We start from the raw sequence: 16,723 nt of genomic DNA on the forward strand, positions 1-16,723 counted from the left end.
GATGACAGCTCCAAAACCTGTAGCACTGATCATCATGGATGGCTTTGGTCTGCGTAACACGGTGGAAGGCAATGCGGTAGCGCAAGCCAAGAAACCGAACTATGACCGTTTCATGAGCCAATTCCCACATACAACACTCACTGCTTGCGGTGAAGCTGTAGGTTTGCCAGAAGGGCAAATGGGAAATTCCGAGGTAGGTCACCTGAATATTGGTGCCGGCCGGATCGTATACCAGGATTTGACCCGTATCTCCAAATCCATTCGTGACGGCGAGTTCTACGACAATGAAACACTTGTCAAAGCTGTTCGCGAAGCAAAACAAAGCGGCAAAAAGCTTCATCTCTACGGTTTGTTGTCCGATGGCGGCGTACATAGTCACATCGACCACCTGTTTGCTATGCTGGATCTGGCCAAAAAAGAAGGAATGAATGATGTTTATATTCATGCTTTCATGGATGGCCGTGATGTTATGCCAGACAGTGGTAAAGACTTCATGCAGAAACTGATCGCTAAGATTGAAGAAGTCGGTGTAGGTAAAATCGCTACGGTTCAAGGTCGCTATTACGCGATGGACCGTGACAAACGTTGGGAACGGGTTGAGAAATCATACCGTGCCATCGTTTATGGAGATGGTCCAAAATACACTGACCCACTCAAAGCGGTTGAAGAATCGTATGAGAAATCCGTATTTGATGAATTCGTTGAACCAACGGTTATCGTCAAAGCGGATGGTGAGCCGGTAGGTTTGGTAGAGAGCGGCGATTCCGTTATCTTCCTCAACTTCCGTCCTGACCGTGCGATCCAGTTGTCGCAAGTATTCACGAACCAGGATTTCCGCGGTTTCGATCGTGGTCCGAAGTTCCCTGTGGGCTTGCACTTTGTATGCTTGACTTTGTTCAGCGAGACGGTTGAAGGTTATGTGGCTTATTCGCCGAAGAACCTCGACAACACCCTGGGTGAAGTTCTGGTACAGAACAATAAAAAACAACTGCGTATTGCAGAAACTGAGAAATACCCGCACGTTACCTTCTTCTTCAGCGGCGGTCGTGATGTGGAGCTTCCGGGCGAAACTCGTGTACTGATCAACTCACCAAAAGTTGCAACGTATGATCTGCAACCAGAGATGAGCGCGTATGAAGTGGCTGACGCATGTGTTCGCGAGATCGAAGCAGACAAACATGACGCCATCATTCTGAACTTTGCTAACCCTGACATGGTTGGACACTCCGGCATGCTGGAGCCTACCATCAAAGCGGTTGAAGTAACAGATGAGTGCATGGGCCGTGTTGTGGATGCAGTACTTGCCAAAGGCGGCGTTGTACTGATCACGGCGGATCATGGTAATGCGGATATGGTGTTCGATGAGAAAGGACGTCCGTTCACAGCTCATACAACGAACCCGGTTCCATTCATCGTTACGGATGCCAATGTAACTTTGCGTGAAGGCGGAATCCTGGCAGATATCGCGCCAACGATCCTTGACCTGATGCAATTGCCTAAACCGGCTGAGATGACAGGTACATCCGTCATCGCTACCCGTAAATAAGTTACGCAACAACATATATAATTGGACGGTTTGGCGTTTGCACATTGAACGAAGGCAGCAGAAATAGTCTGAAGAAGCGAAGCGCTCGCCTTTATCACATGATTTCAACTTATGAAAATAAGTTCAAAGAAATCAGGGGATAACAGCGATTGGAAGACGATTCTGCTGATGTAGTAAAATAAGAGCAAACACAAGTTGGTCCAAAAATTAAATCCCAACTATAAAGGAGATTATCACAAATGACTATTATTTCTGACGTGTACGCTCGCGAAGTCCTCGACTCCCGCGGTAACCCTACAGTAGAAGTTGAAGTATACCTGGAGTCCGGCGCAATCGGACGCGCAATCGTTCCATCTGGTGCATCCACTGGTGCCCACGAAGCAGTTGAGCTTCGCGATGGTGACAAATCCCGTTACCTCGGTAAAGGCGTTCTGCAAGCTGTTAAAAACGTAAACGAAACAATCGCTCCAGAAGTTATCGGTATGGATGCATTGGATCAACTGGGTATCGACAAATTGATGATTACTTTGGATGGTACGCCAAACAAAGGTAAACTGGGCGCTAACGCAATCCTGGCTGTATCCATGGCAGTAGCTCGCGCAGCTGCTGACGCTCTGGACCTGCCGTTGTATGTTTACCTGGGCGGATTCAACGCTAAAGCATTGCCAGTACCAATGATGAACATCATCAACGGTGGTGAGCATGCTGACAACAACATCGACGTTCAAGAGTTCATGGTTCTTCCAGTTGGAGCACCAAGCTTCAAAGAAGCTCTTCGCGTAGGTGCAGAGATCTTCCACAACTTGAAATCCGTATTGAGCTCCAAAGGCTTGAACACAGCTGTAGGTGACGAAGGTGGTTTCGCACCGAACCTTGGTTCGAACGAAGAAGCAATCACTACAATCATCGAAGCAATTGAAAAAGCTGGTTACAAACCAGGCGTTGACGTATTCTTGGGTATGGACGTTGCTTCCACTGAGTTCTACAAAGATGGTAAGTACACACTTGCTGGCGAAGGTAAATCTTACACTTCCGCTGAGTATGTTGACCTTCTGGCTTCATGGGTTGAGAAATACCCAATCATCACAATCGAAGACGGTATGTCCGAAGATGACTGGGATGGTTGGAAATTGCTCACTGAGAAATTGGGAGACAAAGTACAACTCGTTGGTGATGACCTGTTCGTAACAAACACTGAGCGTCTGGGCAGAGGTATCAACGAAGGTATCGGTAACTCCATCCTGATCAAAGTTAACCAAATCGGTACATTGACTGAAACATTTGATGCAATCGAAATGGCTAAACGCGCAGGATACACAGCTGTAATCTCTCACCGTTCCGGTGAGTCCGAAGACAGCACAATTGCTGATATCGCTGTTGCAACTAACGCTGGTCAAATCAAAACGGGTGCTCCTTCCCGTACAGACCGTATCGCGAAGTACAACCAATTGCTCCGCATTGAGGATCAACTGGGTGAACTGGCTCAATACAATGGTCTTAAAGGATTCTACAACCTTAAAAAATAAGCTGGATATCCAGCTTTTACGGGCAAGCCGGGTAACCGGCTTGTCTTTTTTATTGCAACGAAGTAATGGTATAACGTAAGGATCACGCAGATGGTGAAATTTAGGGCATTGTAAAACCTGTACTACTTGTAGTACAACCATAGCTATGTTACAATTAAAGTAACTGTTTTTATGGTGAGATGTATGCCCACATGGGTAGGAGGTGGAAAGAATGGATATTGCTTTGAAATTGCTGCTCGTTGTTTTCTCGATCGGTCTAATCACTGTAGTATTACTGCAGCACGGGAAAAGCGCTGGTTTGGCGGGTGCCATCTCCGGTGGTGCGGAACATCTTTTCGGTAAAACGAAAGCGCGCGGATTGGATCTCTTCCTGCAACGTGCAACGGTGGTACTGGGTGCAGGATTTATGATTTTGTCTATTGTTGTTACGGTGGCTTCCAAGTAAGAATTGGAACTGCTGTTCAATGAATAGCTTAAGCTAATGGCTTAATTGATGAACCTTCGTTTCGTGAAGAAACGGGGGTTTTTTAATAAATTCTTACGCGTCCAAACTTTTCCAAGAATTTAATCTATAGACTCCATGATTTTAGGTCTTCTTCTCACTTCTGTTTGGTTTTCCTTCCTTAACATGCAACACACCCCTATCATGTATGGTATGTCCCTCGCTTATTCGTTACGCGAACTCACTCCCTATAATGAATGTCATGTGTACAGAAAATTTCCGGATGTAGTCCTTTTCCAGATGCGCACAGCACGTGTATCGCATAAAATGTCTGTAGAGATATGTGAAAGCGTGATATTAGAGGAGCGCCCGGCGACCGCGGTTTTTTTGCGTAGTACGGATGGGCCGGATTGAATTCGTGTATACTAGGGTATGAGATAGTATGGTTGTACTACTACACTCTTCACAGCAATGATATTGTATTGCATGAAAAAGGTAAGAATTCCGATACATAAAGAGATGAGACTTGCTTACACTTTTATGTTTCCCGAGGTGAATATATTAATGATAACAGAACAACAATTGCTCGACTTCATGCGGGAAACCGCTTATAAACCTATGACTTATCAGGAGTTGGAACAGCACTTCGCTATTGAAGATGCAGCTGATTTCAAAGCCTTTTTGATTATGCTTAATACGCTGGAGGAATCCGGTAAAGTTTTGCTGACCCGTAACAATCGCTATGGCATGCCAGAGCGCATGGATTTGGTACGTGGACGTTTACAGGCTCACGCCAAAGGTTTCGCTTTCCTTATCCCTGAGGATCGGGAGCACCCGGATGTGTACATTCACGCCAATGATATGAAAAGTGCGATGAATGGTGATACGGTATTGGTTAAAGTCACATCTCAAGGACCTTCAGGCGGTCGCTTGGAGGGTGAGATCGTCCGTATTGTTACTCGTGCTGTGACACAAGTCGTTGGTGTGTTCCAGAGCCATGAGGTGTACGGATTTGTCATTCCGGATGATAAACGGATTAATCGCGATATTTTCATCCCACGTACCAACTTTGCTGGGGCGGTTGATGGACAGAAGGTCGTAGCCAAGATCGTCAGCTATCCGGAGGGCCGTGCGGCTGCCGAAGGTGAAGTGATCGAGATTCTCGGTCATAAGGATGAGCCGGGTATTGATATTTTGTCCGTCATTCGCAAGCATCAGTTGCCTGAAGCTTTCCCTGATGAAGTGGTAGAAGAGGCGGAAAAAGCACCCGACTCCATCACGGATGAAGAGATTGTACAACAGGGTCGCCGTGATCTGCGCGGACTTAACATTGTCACGATTGATGGCGAAGATGCCAAGGATCTGGATGATGCTGTAAATGTAGAGAAACTGCCTAACGGGAACTACCGTCTGGGTGTTCATATTGCCGACGTTGGCTATTATGTGCAGGAGAATTCCAAGCTTGATCAGGAAGCCTACAACCGTGGATGCAGTGTGTATCTGGTGGACAGGGTTATTCCGATGCTGCCACAGCGTCTGTCCAACGGGATTTGTAGTTTGAACCCGCAGGTAGACCGCTTGACACTGTCTTGTGAGATGGAGTTTAACGACCAGATGAAGGTTATAAAACATGACATTTTCACAAGTGTAATCAAAACCAAAGAGCGGATGACGTATTCCAACGTCCGTAAAATCCTTGAAGGTGAAGAGCCGGAATTGCTCGAGCGTTATAAGGATCTGGTAGATGATTTCCATCTGATGAAAGAGATCGCTTTGAAGTTGCGTGCTATGCGTATGCGCCGTGGTGCGGTCGACTTTGATTTTGAAGAATCCAAAATCATTGTGGACGCAGAATGTAAACCGATAGATATCGTGAAACGGGAGCGTTCGATCGCAGAGCAAATCATTGAGGAATTCATGTTGGCAGCGAACGAAACCGTGGCAGAGCATTTCCACTGGTTGAAGGTTCCGTTCATTTATCGTGTGCACGAAGATCCGGATCAGGAAAAACTGCAAAACTTCCTCGCCTTTGCAGCGAATTTTGGACACCAGGTCAAAGGACGTGGCAATGCGATTCATCCACGGGCGCTTCAATCGTTGCTTGAGGATATCAAAGAAACGAAAGAACAAACCGTGATTAGTACGATGATGCTCCGTTCCATGAAACAGGCGAAGTATGATTCTGAAATGTCAGGTCACTTTGGCCTCGCGGCAGAATTCTATAGTCACTTTACGTCTCCAATTCGTCGTTATCCCGATCTTGTCATTCACCGGGTGATTCGCGAAGTCATTGAAAATAATGGTGCTTTGCCGGAGAAACGTCAGGAGTATTTGGCAGCACGTATGTCCGATATTGCGCAACAGTCTTCGGAACGTGAACGTGTGGCGGTAGAAGCTGAGCGGGATACGGAGAAAATGAAAAAAGCCGAGTACATGCTCGACAAAGTAGGCGAAGAGTTCGAAGGCATGATCAGCAGTGTGACCAGCTTTGGTATGTTCATTGAACTGGAGAACACGGTTGAAGGTCTGATTCGCTTGAGCGCGCTCACGGACGACTATTACCATTTTGACGATCAGCATATGGCTCTGATTGGTGAACGTACCTCGAAAGTCTTCCGCATCGGTGATGAAGTGAAGATCCGTGTGGCACGTGTAAGCATGGAAGAGTATACGATTGATTTTGAAATGGTAGATATGAAACCTCGCGGTGAACGTCCTGGCGGCTTCGGTGGTGGACGTGGCGGTAAAGGTGGACGCCCAGCAAGTGGTGGCGGTCGCGGCGGTGCCAAGGGTGGACCGGGTGGTTTCAGCGGTTCACGTGGCGGCAAAGGAGGCTCATCCGCTGCTGGAGCCAGCCGTGGTGGCAGATCAACGGAAGAAAGCAGCAAAGGTGGACGTGGCGGTCGTAGTGGAGCAGCGAGTGCAGGCGCGGGCGCAGGCTCATCTGGTGGCTACGCAGGTAAAGGCGGCGGCAAACCAAAAGGTGAGCGTCGTGCGGGTGATGCTGGTGGATCAACTGGCCGGGGCAAAGGTGCGGTGAGCTTTGGTTTTGGCTCAGGTAAAGGCGGATATAGCTCTACATCGGGTGGATCGGATACTAGTTCAACCGGTGGACAAGGAAGTGGCCTGAACAGCGGCAGCGGTCGCGGTGAAGGAAGCTTTAAGTCCGGCAAGGGCGGCGGTAAAGGTGGCAAAGGCGGAAGTGGGCGCAAAAACACTTCGCCGAGCGGCGTATTTATTGGAGAGAATGCAACTCCTGGTGGCGCTCAGGAAGGCGGAGCACCACGACGCAAGCGGAAGAAGAGCAAAGGTGCAGCTGCTAACGGCACGGCAGCTTTTGTACGGAAAAAGAAAAAATAAAGCTAACGTAACTTGGAGAGATGGATTACAATTCGTTTCTCAGGTTAAGCGTTGGAAAAAATAGTCACTTCAGCCGGTGTGTTGTTTCGCACAGTCTGAAAGTGGTGTAATGAGGAGGGGCGGCAGAGGTCGCCTCTTTCTTGATTTTAACAGCCGTACTTGCTACAATTAAGGTCTGGCACGTGGTACCTTGGTGCAACATCGGGTGCACTGCTATAGAGCATGGTACCGGCTTATTTTACGGAGAAGGAGTGAGGACATGGGCAAGAATGATGGACAGAGTAAAGTGCTCGCACAGAATAAAAAGGCTTCCCATGACTACTTCATTGAAGATACGTATGAAGCGGGCATGGTGCTTACCGGAACGGAGATCAAATCTCTTCGTAACGGCCGTGCGAATATTGGTGATGCATTTGCCACGATTCGGAACGGTGAGATTCATATTCACAATATGCATATTAGTCCTTTTGAACAAGGGAACCGAAATAATCCGCTCGATCCAACACGTACGCGCAAGTTGTTGATGCATAAAGTGCAGATTCACAAGCTACTCGGGCTGTCGAAACAGGATGGGTACAGCATTGTGCCGCTGAAAATCTATATCCGCAATGGTTATGCAAAGCTTTTGCTCGGACTGGGTAAAGGTAAGAAGCAGTATGATAAACGGGAAACTGCAGCCAAGCGGGATGCACAACGTGATATCCAACGGGTACTGCGCGAGAAGCAGAAGGTTGCGCGTTAAGTGGAGCGTTGGGCGTAAATGCTTTACTTTAGGTGTATAAGTTAGTCTTTGTGATGGTGCCAGATTGATGTACGAGTTAAGGAGTCTCAAGGTTTGTCCTGCAATGGGCAAGATTGAGGCTTTTTTTATTTGTATTTGGGGAAGGTGATTTGATGTGAATAGCCGAAGTGTGCAGTTGGCTGATTTTTGTTGTGTGTGACTAAGAAAATTGACAGGAGCATGGAACTAAGTGTGGTGATGAATTTAAATTATCAGCTGTTGCTTAAGTTGACTGAATCGTGGGTAAGATACTTAGGTGCAATTGTTCGTGATCCAATCTGGGTAAACTTTACTTCCGATTGGTGACGCGGTATAATATGTAGACGATTGAGCCTGTTGTATTGGATAACCTTGTACACATGCTCATCCTGCTGGAATGTCTTCCAGCAATCTGTACTATTTCGGTGATGTGTCCTGTGTTATGATTATTCATGTAGCAGACAGGAATGCCGAGTTTGAAAGAAGCATCTTTTTACCTTGGAGGAAAAAGATGTGCAGCACCTTTGCTCCGTATTCACGGATTAATCCTGGAGCCCTTCTTATATGAGGGGGCGTTTATGGATTCGACGGGGATAGTTCGAGCATGGGTAGCGGGTAGTGGGGACGCGTCCGCTTTATCAACGCTAAAGCCTATTAAACGGCAAACAACAAACAAACTACGCTTTCGCAGCCTAAGAAACTGTGTGCGTGCTTCTACCCTGCATCGCCCATGTGACAGGGATAGGGGCTAACTAGTAGTGGGATACGCTGTCACATCTCCGCCTGGGGTGTGCTGAAGAAGACAATCAGGCTGACCCAACGTATAGCCGGTTACGGGGCGATACTCGGGTGACATCAAAACTGTGACTACACCCGTAGAAGCTTATGTGCCGTTATCTTCGGACAGGGGTTCGACTCCCCTCGCCTCCATTAGAGTCAAGTCAAAAGCCATCAACCAGTGTTCTGGTTGGTGGTTTTTCTGTTTATGATATAATAAACAGAAATTTAGATTGGGGGACTCCAGATGTTTGAAAATCGAGAACAGCTCCAAGAAATCTTAAAAAAAGCAAATCAACATGCACGGAAACAAGCTAAAGAATCAGGTGCCTCTATATATTATATAAAGAATAACAAACGCGTTCGTGAGGATGCTGCCGGTAATAAATTCGAAATTATATTTGATGCTACTGGAAAACGCCAGGAGTTTGAATATCATGAGTGAAATTAGACCAGTCATGACTGTGTTTGCTGGAACCAATGGAGCAGGGAAAAGTACACTCAGCATGCAAATGAGAGAGTGGCTTGGTGAACTGGTTGATCCTGATCAGATTGCAAGAGAGTTGAAGCCAGAGAATCCTCGTAGTGCTGATCTGTCTGCTGGCAGGGAAGCTGTAAAAAGAATCCGATCACTCATTAAAAGTGGTGTAAACTTCGCTATTGAAACGACATTGTCCGGATCATTTGTTTTAAAACATATGGAAATAGCAAAAGAAAACAATTATGAAATTGTCGTTTATTATATCGGTCTTGAGGATGTTCAAATGCATATAGATCGTGTAGCCTCTCGTGTTGAACAAGGTGGACATTGGATTGCAGAAGAAGACATTCGTTATCGATATGGCCAGTCATTGAAGAACCTTAAACCGGCTCTAGCCATCGCAGATCAGGTTATCATCATTGATAATACATACGAGCCTTTAATTGTTGCAGAAATCATACAGAGTAAATTGATCTATTGTGTTGAGTCCATACCTGCTTGGGCTAATCCTGTTCTTGTGGGTTACTGATACACGGGACATCACAACAGTGACTATACCCGTAGAAGCTTTTGTGCCGTTATCTTCGGACATGGGTTCGATACCCCCTCACCTCCATTAGAGTAAGCAAAATCCACCAACCATTGTTCTGGTTGGTGGATTTTTATTTTATGATATAATAACCTAAATTATATAAATGGAGGGAATTGAGGTATATATATGTCGAAAAGCTTTAAGAAAGTATATCAGGTACATTTAGGTTCTGAAACGTATATAGGTATCTATAGCCTGCTTTAACTAGACCAAATTATGATAATAGAAAATACATACGGGCCATCCATTGTTATGAGGATTTTTAATAGCTTGTTGATTCTATTTTGTGGAGCCTACGTTGATTTGTGCTCGAATTTAATATTAAGAAATTAGATTAGGTAACATCAATACAGAGACTACTCCCCGCAGATCTTTGGAAGAGGCTTGACTCTCAGGGTCTATTTTATGAAAAACTAATTTTATAGTGTGTAACATTACATAGCATAATGTTGATTCTATAACAGAGTAAAGGAGTAGTTATTTTGGATCCGTATTTATATTTGTTTTTTCATGTTCTATCGCATGCTCTTCTTGGGGCGGTAATTGCACTCTGCTTTTTGCCAAGGGATACATGGAAAAACCTTATGATATGTCTATGTTCGGGTGCATTGTGTGGAATAATCCCTGATATTTTCGGGGATAGAAGTGTAGCTCCGTGGTCCCATTCGGTATTATTTACACCCTTTTTAGTTTTAGGAATAGCCTATTTGACAAAACTGTTCTATAAAAAGACAAGTTTCAAATTAATCTGGGGATCTTCTATTTTGTCTGTCTTGTTTGGACACTTATTTTTAGACTATATGGGACATGATTTACCAGCATTCTATCCCCTTAGCGATAAATCATATATTATGGAAGCCGTTACATTGGGAGATCCATGGATATGGTTTCCGTTAATTATTGGTCTTGGATTGAGTGTTTTTTTGAGGAACAAGCCTAAATTACCTGTAATTACTTCGATACTATTCATATTGGTATATTTAGTTTTTCGAATAATATCAAAAGAAATAATCGAGCACAAAGTTCAAGTTCAACACCTAGTTCCTGAAAAGTCATATATTATAGTGGAGCCCGATAGTCATTATGAATTTCCTTTAGATCCCAGAAAGTGGTTAGAGTTCAGGTTTCGAGTCATCAGTCCTCATTTCTCTAAAGGTGGTGACGCGGGTATACTGGGAGAGAAATCAGACAAACTATTCTGGTACGATTTTTATCCAGTAGCCTTTGAGATTAATTTATCAAGAGGGAAATACGTTTTAATAAATTCACAGAATTCTAAAGTTGTCCTATCTGTTACTAAGGAATGGAAAGAAGCGGGTTCTAACTTTATTCAGGGAAAGTATGATGGAAACATTTTTACCTACAAAGAAACCACCAATGGTCAGTGGGAAGAAGTTATAACGCAATAGTTTTCTACAGTTTCTATCCACCATCAACCAGCGGTCTGGTTGGTGGTTTTTCTGTTTATGATATAATATTTGTAAAAAAAAGCTGATGCAAGCCCGATTTACTCTGTAATCTCCCAAAGGAGGCAAAAAAGCATGAGCGAAACGCAGCAACAGATCCGCGAATTTGTTGCAGGGATACAAGCATATGTCTCGCCAGTAAATGTGATTAATCCTTGGAGCGATTATGTGAGGGGTTATGATATCGGCCCCGAAGCGGTGAAGATTCGTTCGGAACATTTGGTCAGGTATTTGGAACCAAGAATGTCCAAGGCTCGGTATATTTTTATTGCTGAAGCCGTGGGATATCAAGGGGCGAGGTTCTCCGGCGTACCTTTGACGTCTGAGCGAATGGTTACCGGGAATCACTCGCTGGTGAATCACCAGATGGTTTTTTCAGGTGAGCCGGGTGTCCGAACAAGCCTGCCGAATATCGCCAAACCTAACCGCAGTCAGGCACTGTATGGTTTCGCAGAGCCGACAGCATCTATTATATGGGGCGAAGTGTTATCTAGTTCAAGGTGGAAACCAACGGACTTTATATTTTGGAACATCTATCCCTTTCATCCTTATCACTCTTCTGAAAACAGGATGACGAATCGAACGCCGACTTTGGCAGAGTTGGAGGATGGTTTGCCGTTTGCCAGACAGCTTATGCAACTGAATCCTGATGCTCAGATCGTGGCTATTGGCAGAAAGTCAGCAGACACGTTAAGCTCCCATCTCATTAAACATCACCATGTTCCTCATCCTGCAAATGGAAGGGCAGTACAATTCCAAAAAGCAGTAAGGTCAATGATCTATCCCATTTTGAACTGGAGGAGTGTAAGGCTGAGATATGAACTCTTATCGTCTAAGTGTCCGCACATAACGTAGTGCCCTATCATATAAAGATTGGTTGGTGAAGCTAAATGAGTGAAAAATACTGGCTTGTGGTGCAATATCCACTGAAGAGCGCGCAGGGCAGCAAACGAGATCATTGGTTGAGGGAAAAGGTGATGGAATATCTGGAAACCGTTCTAACCCAGGCCGATTTGGGAGAGGTGGATGGATGTGATCTGGGTAGCCGTGTGGCTGATCCTAAGGAATATGTAATGAACATTTTCTGTGTGGTAACGGACGAAGATCGAAGCATAGCGCTAGTTAAAAAAGTGCTGAGAGAGAGTCGGTTGGATTACACCCGCATCCAAATCGCTACGATGCCATATGGCACAGAAGGAAGCTACACGCTGAAATATGCCTCCAAAAAAGGAGTTACCGAATTCTCGCTTTGATCACGATTTGCTGTTTCTTACCATAACGAAGTCTGTACTTGTCCTGCCCAAGGGCGGTTTGCCCCCCAACATTTTCCCCACTTAAATTCATCATACGAGAAGACCATTATTGGACTTCCCAGCCTTAACCACTCGATCAACACTCTGTAAGTAGTAAGATTATGCCCGTAGATATTGTAATCTTGCTCAAAAGTATGCCATATCAAGGTAGACGTTTACCATCTTCTTTTGTGTACTCAGATCCTCCGTCTCTCCCCCGCTTCTCTCTCCACCCGGCACAAACCACAACTTATTATCTGTACCTCCAACATTTTATAAAGCAGTACTTCTTGCGGCTCCAATTAGGGGCCCCTACCCGCGGCATTCACCACGATCAGATCCCCAAAGCCTCATTTCACTTCACTCAGTCAAGCTATATCCAAGCGATAAAAAGAGTTGAGCCTCCTCCATGCACAGTCCTATAATATACAATTGTATAAAATCCGAGAGAGTGGTGGATATCACAACAGGTCATCCGATCACAACCGATAAACCCATCACACATCGGAACCAAAGGAGGGTCACATTGAATCAATGAGCAAAAGATGCAACAACAGATGCAGGAGCAGTAGAAGAAGGAGATGAAAAATAGAAGTGAAAGCAACAGCCCAATCAGATATTAAGATCGATGCAGAAGCAAACGAAAATGCAAAAGCGAACAACAGTGCAATGAAGAAGAAATGGACTCCCCGTTTCAAAGGGTTCATTCAACGCAAGCTCAAGACGCTGGCTTTTAAAATCCCTTTTGCCTACTTTGTCATTATTCTGCTAACTGTGGCGTTCAGTGCGTTGGTGTTGAATCGAATCTCGGAAAGTGATGCGCAGCGAAAGATCAATGAAGCATCACTGCAGACAATTACATCCATTGAGACCAACGTTAATCTGATGATCGAGAACGTGAACAATTATTCGAAAATGATTTTCTCTGATCCCAACTTGCAGAACCTGCTGCGGCAGGGCAATGTGTACTCCAATTTACAGACACAGTCCAAGGTCAGCGCGTATTTGACCAATCTTATGCAAGCGGTTCCAATTATCGATTCAGTATATATTTACGATAATTCGGGGCACCGATTCTCGGTTGGTACACAGGAATGGCCCACGTTTATGGAAGCAAATGTGAAGGAAGCGCCGTGGTACGAACAGGCACTGAAGCATAACGGAAGATATCTGCTCAGGCTGAATGGTGGCAACAACGACAGCGGAGTCTCGGCGACGGGGGAGAATGATGGGCAAGAGGTGGTGTCGTTTATTCGCCTCATTCGGGATTTGGATGATACGTCTCCGCTTGGATTTCTGGTCATGAACATCAAAGGCAAATCAATCGCTCAGGCCTATGCCAACCTGTCTGCACCGGATTCATTTCAGGTGGCCATCCTGGATGAGCATCAGCGGGTTATTGCAACCAACGCTACCGATGGAAAGAAGGCCGTGCCTGCTGTATCCGGCGAATCCATATCTGCGGCTTCTGGACAGGAAGGGATGTACGAGATGTTAGAGGCCAATCGGGCCAAGTTAAAACAAACATTTCAAGAGCAGCCCTCCGGCTTCATCACCTTGCAATCGGGTGGTCAGGAATATGCGGTGACCTATCGTTCGGCTGGTGATGATCAGTGGAAATTCATCAGCATGAGTCCATACCAGGCTACTGATACCCGTAATAAATCCATGGTGCTGCTTGCGCTGATCCTACTGGCGGTAAACGGGACTGTCTTTTTTGTCAGTTCATTCATCATCTCGCGCAGCGTCATTAAGCCGATTCACAAGCTGCTTCGCTCCATGCAGAAAGCACCAAGCGGCAACTTCCGCAAAGTGACGGTTGAGCTGAACAGTTACGAGTTCGCACAGCTATATGGAGGATACAACCAGATGATTGAGCAGATTGACCAGATGCTGAAACGCATCATTCAGGAGCAGCAGACGATCCGCCGAGCAGAGCTGAATACACTTCAGGCGCAGATCAAGCCACATTTTCTATATAACACACTTGATTCTATCACTTCCCTGGCGATGTCGGGTATGAATGATAAGGTATGTGAGCTGTTAGAAGCGCTCGGAAGTTATTATCGGCAGAGTGTCAGCAAAGGCCATGAACTGATCACGGTGCACGAGGAGGTTGAGATTGTACGCAATTATCTGACGATCCAGCAGGTGCGATACCCCGGTGTATTTGAGGTGCAGTACGATATTGCTCCAGATTGTGAGCGAGTGATGATTCCCAAGCTTGTGCTCCAGCCGCTGGTGGAAAATTCGCTATATCATGGCATACGCCCTAAAAGCAGTCCAGGCACGATACGCATTCAAGCTCGTCGATCCAAGGAAGGGGTACTTCTAACGATCACTGACGACGGAGTCGGCATGTCCGAGGAAGAAGTGCAGCAGGTTCAACGCACAGAAATGAACAGGTCTAATCGCTCGAACTCATCTAACCCATCTAACTCTTCTAATACCTCTAATCCTACCTATAACGCTAAACACAATCCAAGCTTTGGCTTATGGGGGACGATGGAGCGGCTCCGCATTTTTTATGACAGAGAAGATGGACTCAAGCTGCAGAGCGAGGTTGGAAAAGGAACAACCATTATCATAACGATCCCGAAGGGAGCCGATGAATCATGGAATTAACTGTGGAACCATTAAAGGTATTGATAGTGGATGATGAGTACCTCATCCGAAATCTGCTGCGTATGCGTATCGATTGGGAGCAGCAAGGCATGAGCATCATTGGCGAGGCCTCCGATGCTGCAGAGGCTTTGGAACAGGTCGAGCTGTTGCGCCCGGACATCGTGTTCACGGACATATACATGCCAAAGATGGACGGTATTGAACTGAGCGGCATCCTCATGGAGCGTTACCCGAACATAAAAATCGTGGTTGTGACGGGACATGATGAATTTGAATATGCTCGTCAGAGTGTGAAGCTGGGCATATCCGATTTTATTTTGAAACCCATCCGTGCTTCTGAATTATTACAGGTTACGACGAAGCTGCGAGTGGCAATCGAGCAGGAGATGGGGCGTGAGTACGAGCTGATGAAGCTGCGGGAGGAGATGAAGCAGAGCCTGCCTTATCTCAGGGAGCGATTTGTAAATCAATGGTTAAGTGATGTGATACCTGAGGATGAACTACAAGAGAAGGCACGATTCTTCGGCATACCTATCTCGTCTGGTGAACCAGGATTACGCATCGCAGTAATGGAGGTGGAGGTTGCTGTACCGCAAGCTAAGATAGCTGCACCAGAGGTATATCCACATCTGTCCGAACCATATCACCAAACACACCAAGCACAACGAGGGCCTCAAAATCAACACGGTCAGCCCCAATTAAGCCAGCATCAGACAGAAGCTCATCCACATACTGCCGAGGAAATACATATTTTGCTGCGAATGGTAGGCATGAAGCAGGTGCAGGCATTTTATCCGCATGATTCGCAAACCATTATCGTCATGGACCCACATAACCGGATAGTTGTGCTCTCGCTTGGTGCGGATACCGAATTTGCCGATCAGGTACAGCAGCTTCAGGAAGAACTTCAACATACACTTAAGCTCGAAGGGTGTGAAGTTGATGTGACCGTAGGGATTGGGCAATGGCAATCAGGATGGGGAAGAGCCTTTGTGGGATACCGGGAAGCTTGTCGTGCACTCGATTATCAGGCGTTTGTGGGGAAAAATCAGGTTATTTGCTTCGAGGATCTGGTCATCGAAGGCGGAAAAAGGCGGTACCACTCGGATGCTCAGCTGCTCCAACAACTGCAATTTTACGTCAGTGTTGGTGCGGGGGAAGAAGCCGTATTGTTGCTGGAGCGTATGCTGTCTGTGCCGTTCTCGGACGTTTCACAGTTTCGGATGGCTGCCATGGATGTGGTTACGGAGTGCCAGCGTGCTGCCATAGAGCAGCAACTTGAGGGAGAACACGCATTGAACAAAGAGGCCGTTGCGGCCATTTTTACAGCAGATCACCTGCCCGAACTAAAAAGCATGTTGAAGCAGCATGTCCGCACGGTATCGGATGTCATACAAGCCAAACGACAGGCCAAGGAAGGCAATCTGATCGACCGGGTGATGGCTTATCTTGAAGAGAACATAGGCAATGCGGAAGTGGGGCTTTCCAGCACCGCGGCTGCTTTTTACGTAAGTTCGGGCCATCTGGGGCGGCTGATGAAAAAAGAGACCGGGCAGACGTTTGTGGAATATATGACGCAGCTTCGTATGAGAAAGGCCGAAACGTTGCTGAAGCAGACCGATTTAAAGGGGTATGAGATCGGGCAACAGGTAGGCATCCCGGACCCACATTATTTCAGCGTCTTGTTTAAAAAACATATCGGTCGGTCCATGAACGAATATCGGAATGTAAAAACCTGAGAAACGAGATGTAAACCCGGGAGTGTAGAGAAGGTGTGAGCGCACCCCCTCTCCAATTCCACATATGTTCGAATATTACAAATCGATGCCTGTTTTCTAAATGGAGAACAACGCATA

At 46.0% G+C, this 16,723-nt stretch carries 12 protein-coding genes and 1 other RNA gene; all 13 read left to right on the forward strand.

Going from position 1 to position 16,723, the window contains the following annotated elements:
• Position 1: 1 nt before the first annotated feature.
• On the forward strand, positions 2-1,546 hold the full coding sequence (gene gpmI, locus MHI55_RS00945) for a 2,3-bisphosphoglycerate-independent phosphoglycerate mutase (RefSeq protein ID WP_036616224.1): 1,545 nt from the start codon (positions 2-4) through the stop codon (positions 1,544-1,546).
• A 239-nt stretch (positions 1,547-1,785) separates the two neighbouring features.
• A complete protein-coding gene (gene eno, locus MHI55_RS00950) occupies positions 1,786-3,072 on the forward strand; it encodes a phosphopyruvate hydratase (protein ID WP_036616228.1) in 1,287 nt (428 codons plus the stop codon).
• A gap of 211 nt (positions 3,073-3,283) precedes the next feature.
• Positions 3,284-3,517 carry a preprotein translocase subunit SecG gene (secG, locus tag MHI55_RS00955; RefSeq protein WP_017691238.1) on the forward strand — a complete coding sequence of 78 codons (234 nt, stop codon included), beginning with the start codon at positions 3,284-3,286 and terminating at the stop codon, positions 3,515-3,517.
• 561 nt (positions 3,518-4,078) lie between these two features.
• Positions 4,079-6,874, forward strand: coding sequence for a ribonuclease R (rnr, locus tag MHI55_RS00960; RefSeq protein ID WP_340388323.1), 2,796 nt, complete (start codon positions 4,079-4,081; stop codon positions 6,872-6,874).
• A gap of 259 nt (positions 6,875-7,133) precedes the next feature.
• Entirely contained in the window at positions 7,134-7,616 is a 483-nt protein-coding gene (gene smpB, locus MHI55_RS00965; RefSeq protein ID WP_036674736.1) for an SsrA-binding protein SmpB, read from the forward strand.
• Between the two features lie 586 nt (positions 7,617-8,202).
• Positions 8,203-8,567: a transfer-messenger RNA gene (ssrA, locus tag MHI55_RS00970) on the forward strand.
• A gap of 91 nt (positions 8,568-8,658) precedes the next feature.
• A complete protein-coding gene (locus MHI55_RS00975; RefSeq protein ID WP_017691232.1) occupies positions 8,659-8,856 on the forward strand; it encodes a hypothetical protein in 198 nt (65 codons plus the stop codon).
• A complete protein-coding gene (locus MHI55_RS00980) occupies positions 8,849-9,421 on the forward strand; it encodes a zeta toxin family protein (protein WP_062837735.1) in 573 nt (190 codons plus the stop codon). Before MHI55_RS00975 ends, MHI55_RS00980 begins: the two co-directional genes overlap by 8 nt.
• Positions 9,422-9,966: 545 nt before the next feature.
• A complete protein-coding gene (locus tag MHI55_RS00985) occupies positions 9,967-10,893 on the forward strand; it encodes a metal-dependent hydrolase (RefSeq protein WP_340388325.1) in 927 nt (308 codons plus the stop codon).
• Between the two features lie 132 nt (positions 10,894-11,025).
• Positions 11,026-11,805, forward strand: a complete 780-nt coding sequence (locus MHI55_RS00990; RefSeq protein WP_340388327.1) for a uracil-DNA glycosylase — start codon at positions 11,026-11,028, stop codon at positions 11,803-11,805.
• 35 nt (positions 11,806-11,840) lie between these two features.
• On the forward strand, positions 11,841-12,203 hold the full coding sequence (locus MHI55_RS00995; protein ID WP_340388329.1) for a hypothetical protein: 363 nt from the start codon (positions 11,841-11,843) through the stop codon (positions 12,201-12,203).
• A gap of 633 nt (positions 12,204-12,836) precedes the next feature.
• A complete protein-coding gene (locus MHI55_RS01000) occupies positions 12,837-14,867 on the forward strand; it encodes a sensor histidine kinase (protein ID WP_340388331.1) in 2,031 nt (676 codons plus the stop codon).
• The gene (locus MHI55_RS01005) at positions 14,858-16,606 is read left to right on the forward strand and encodes a response regulator (RefSeq protein WP_340388333.1); all 1,749 of its coding nucleotides are present in this window, start codon (positions 14,858-14,860) and stop codon (positions 16,604-16,606) included. Before MHI55_RS01000 ends, MHI55_RS01005 begins: the two co-directional genes overlap by 10 nt.
• Positions 16,607-16,723 lie beyond the last annotated feature (117 nt).

This window comes from Paenibacillus sp. FSL E2-0151 (assembly GCF_037993015.1).
Lineage (GTDB): Bacteria > Bacillota > Bacilli > Paenibacillales > Paenibacillaceae > Paenibacillus > Paenibacillus amylolyticus.

Bases quoted from the DNA above. Each gene is read 5' to 3' on its own strand.
- secG (WP_017691238.1), top strand. From the start codon at position 3,284: ATGGATATTGCTTTGAAATTGCTGCTCGTTGTTTTCTCGATCGGTCTA.
- gpmI (WP_036616224.1), top strand. From the start codon at position 2: ATGACAGCTCCAAAACCTGTAGCACTGATCATCATGGATGGCTTTGGT.
- MHI55_RS01005 (WP_340388333.1), top strand. From the start codon at position 14,858: ATGGAATTAACTGTGGAACCATTAAAGGTATTGATAGTGGATGATGAG.
- eno (WP_036616228.1), top strand. From the start codon at position 1,786: ATGACTATTATTTCTGACGTGTACGCTCGCGAAGTCCTCGACTCCCGC.
- MHI55_RS00975 (WP_017691232.1), top strand. From the start codon at position 8,659: ATGTTTGAAAATCGAGAACAGCTCCAAGAAATCTTAAAAAAAGCAAAT.
- MHI55_RS00980 (WP_062837735.1), top strand. From the start codon at position 8,849: ATGAGTGAAATTAGACCAGTCATGACTGTGTTTGCTGGAACCAATGGA.
- MHI55_RS00995 (WP_340388329.1), top strand. From the start codon at position 11,841: ATGAGTGAAAAATACTGGCTTGTGGTGCAATATCCACTGAAGAGCGCG.
- rnr (WP_340388323.1), top strand. From the start codon at position 4,079: ATGATAACAGAACAACAATTGCTCGACTTCATGCGGGAAACCGCTTAT.
- MHI55_RS00990 (WP_340388327.1), top strand. From the start codon at position 11,026: ATGAGCGAAACGCAGCAACAGATCCGCGAATTTGTTGCAGGGATACAA.
- smpB (WP_036674736.1), top strand. From the start codon at position 7,134: ATGGGCAAGAATGATGGACAGAGTAAAGTGCTCGCACAGAATAAAAAG.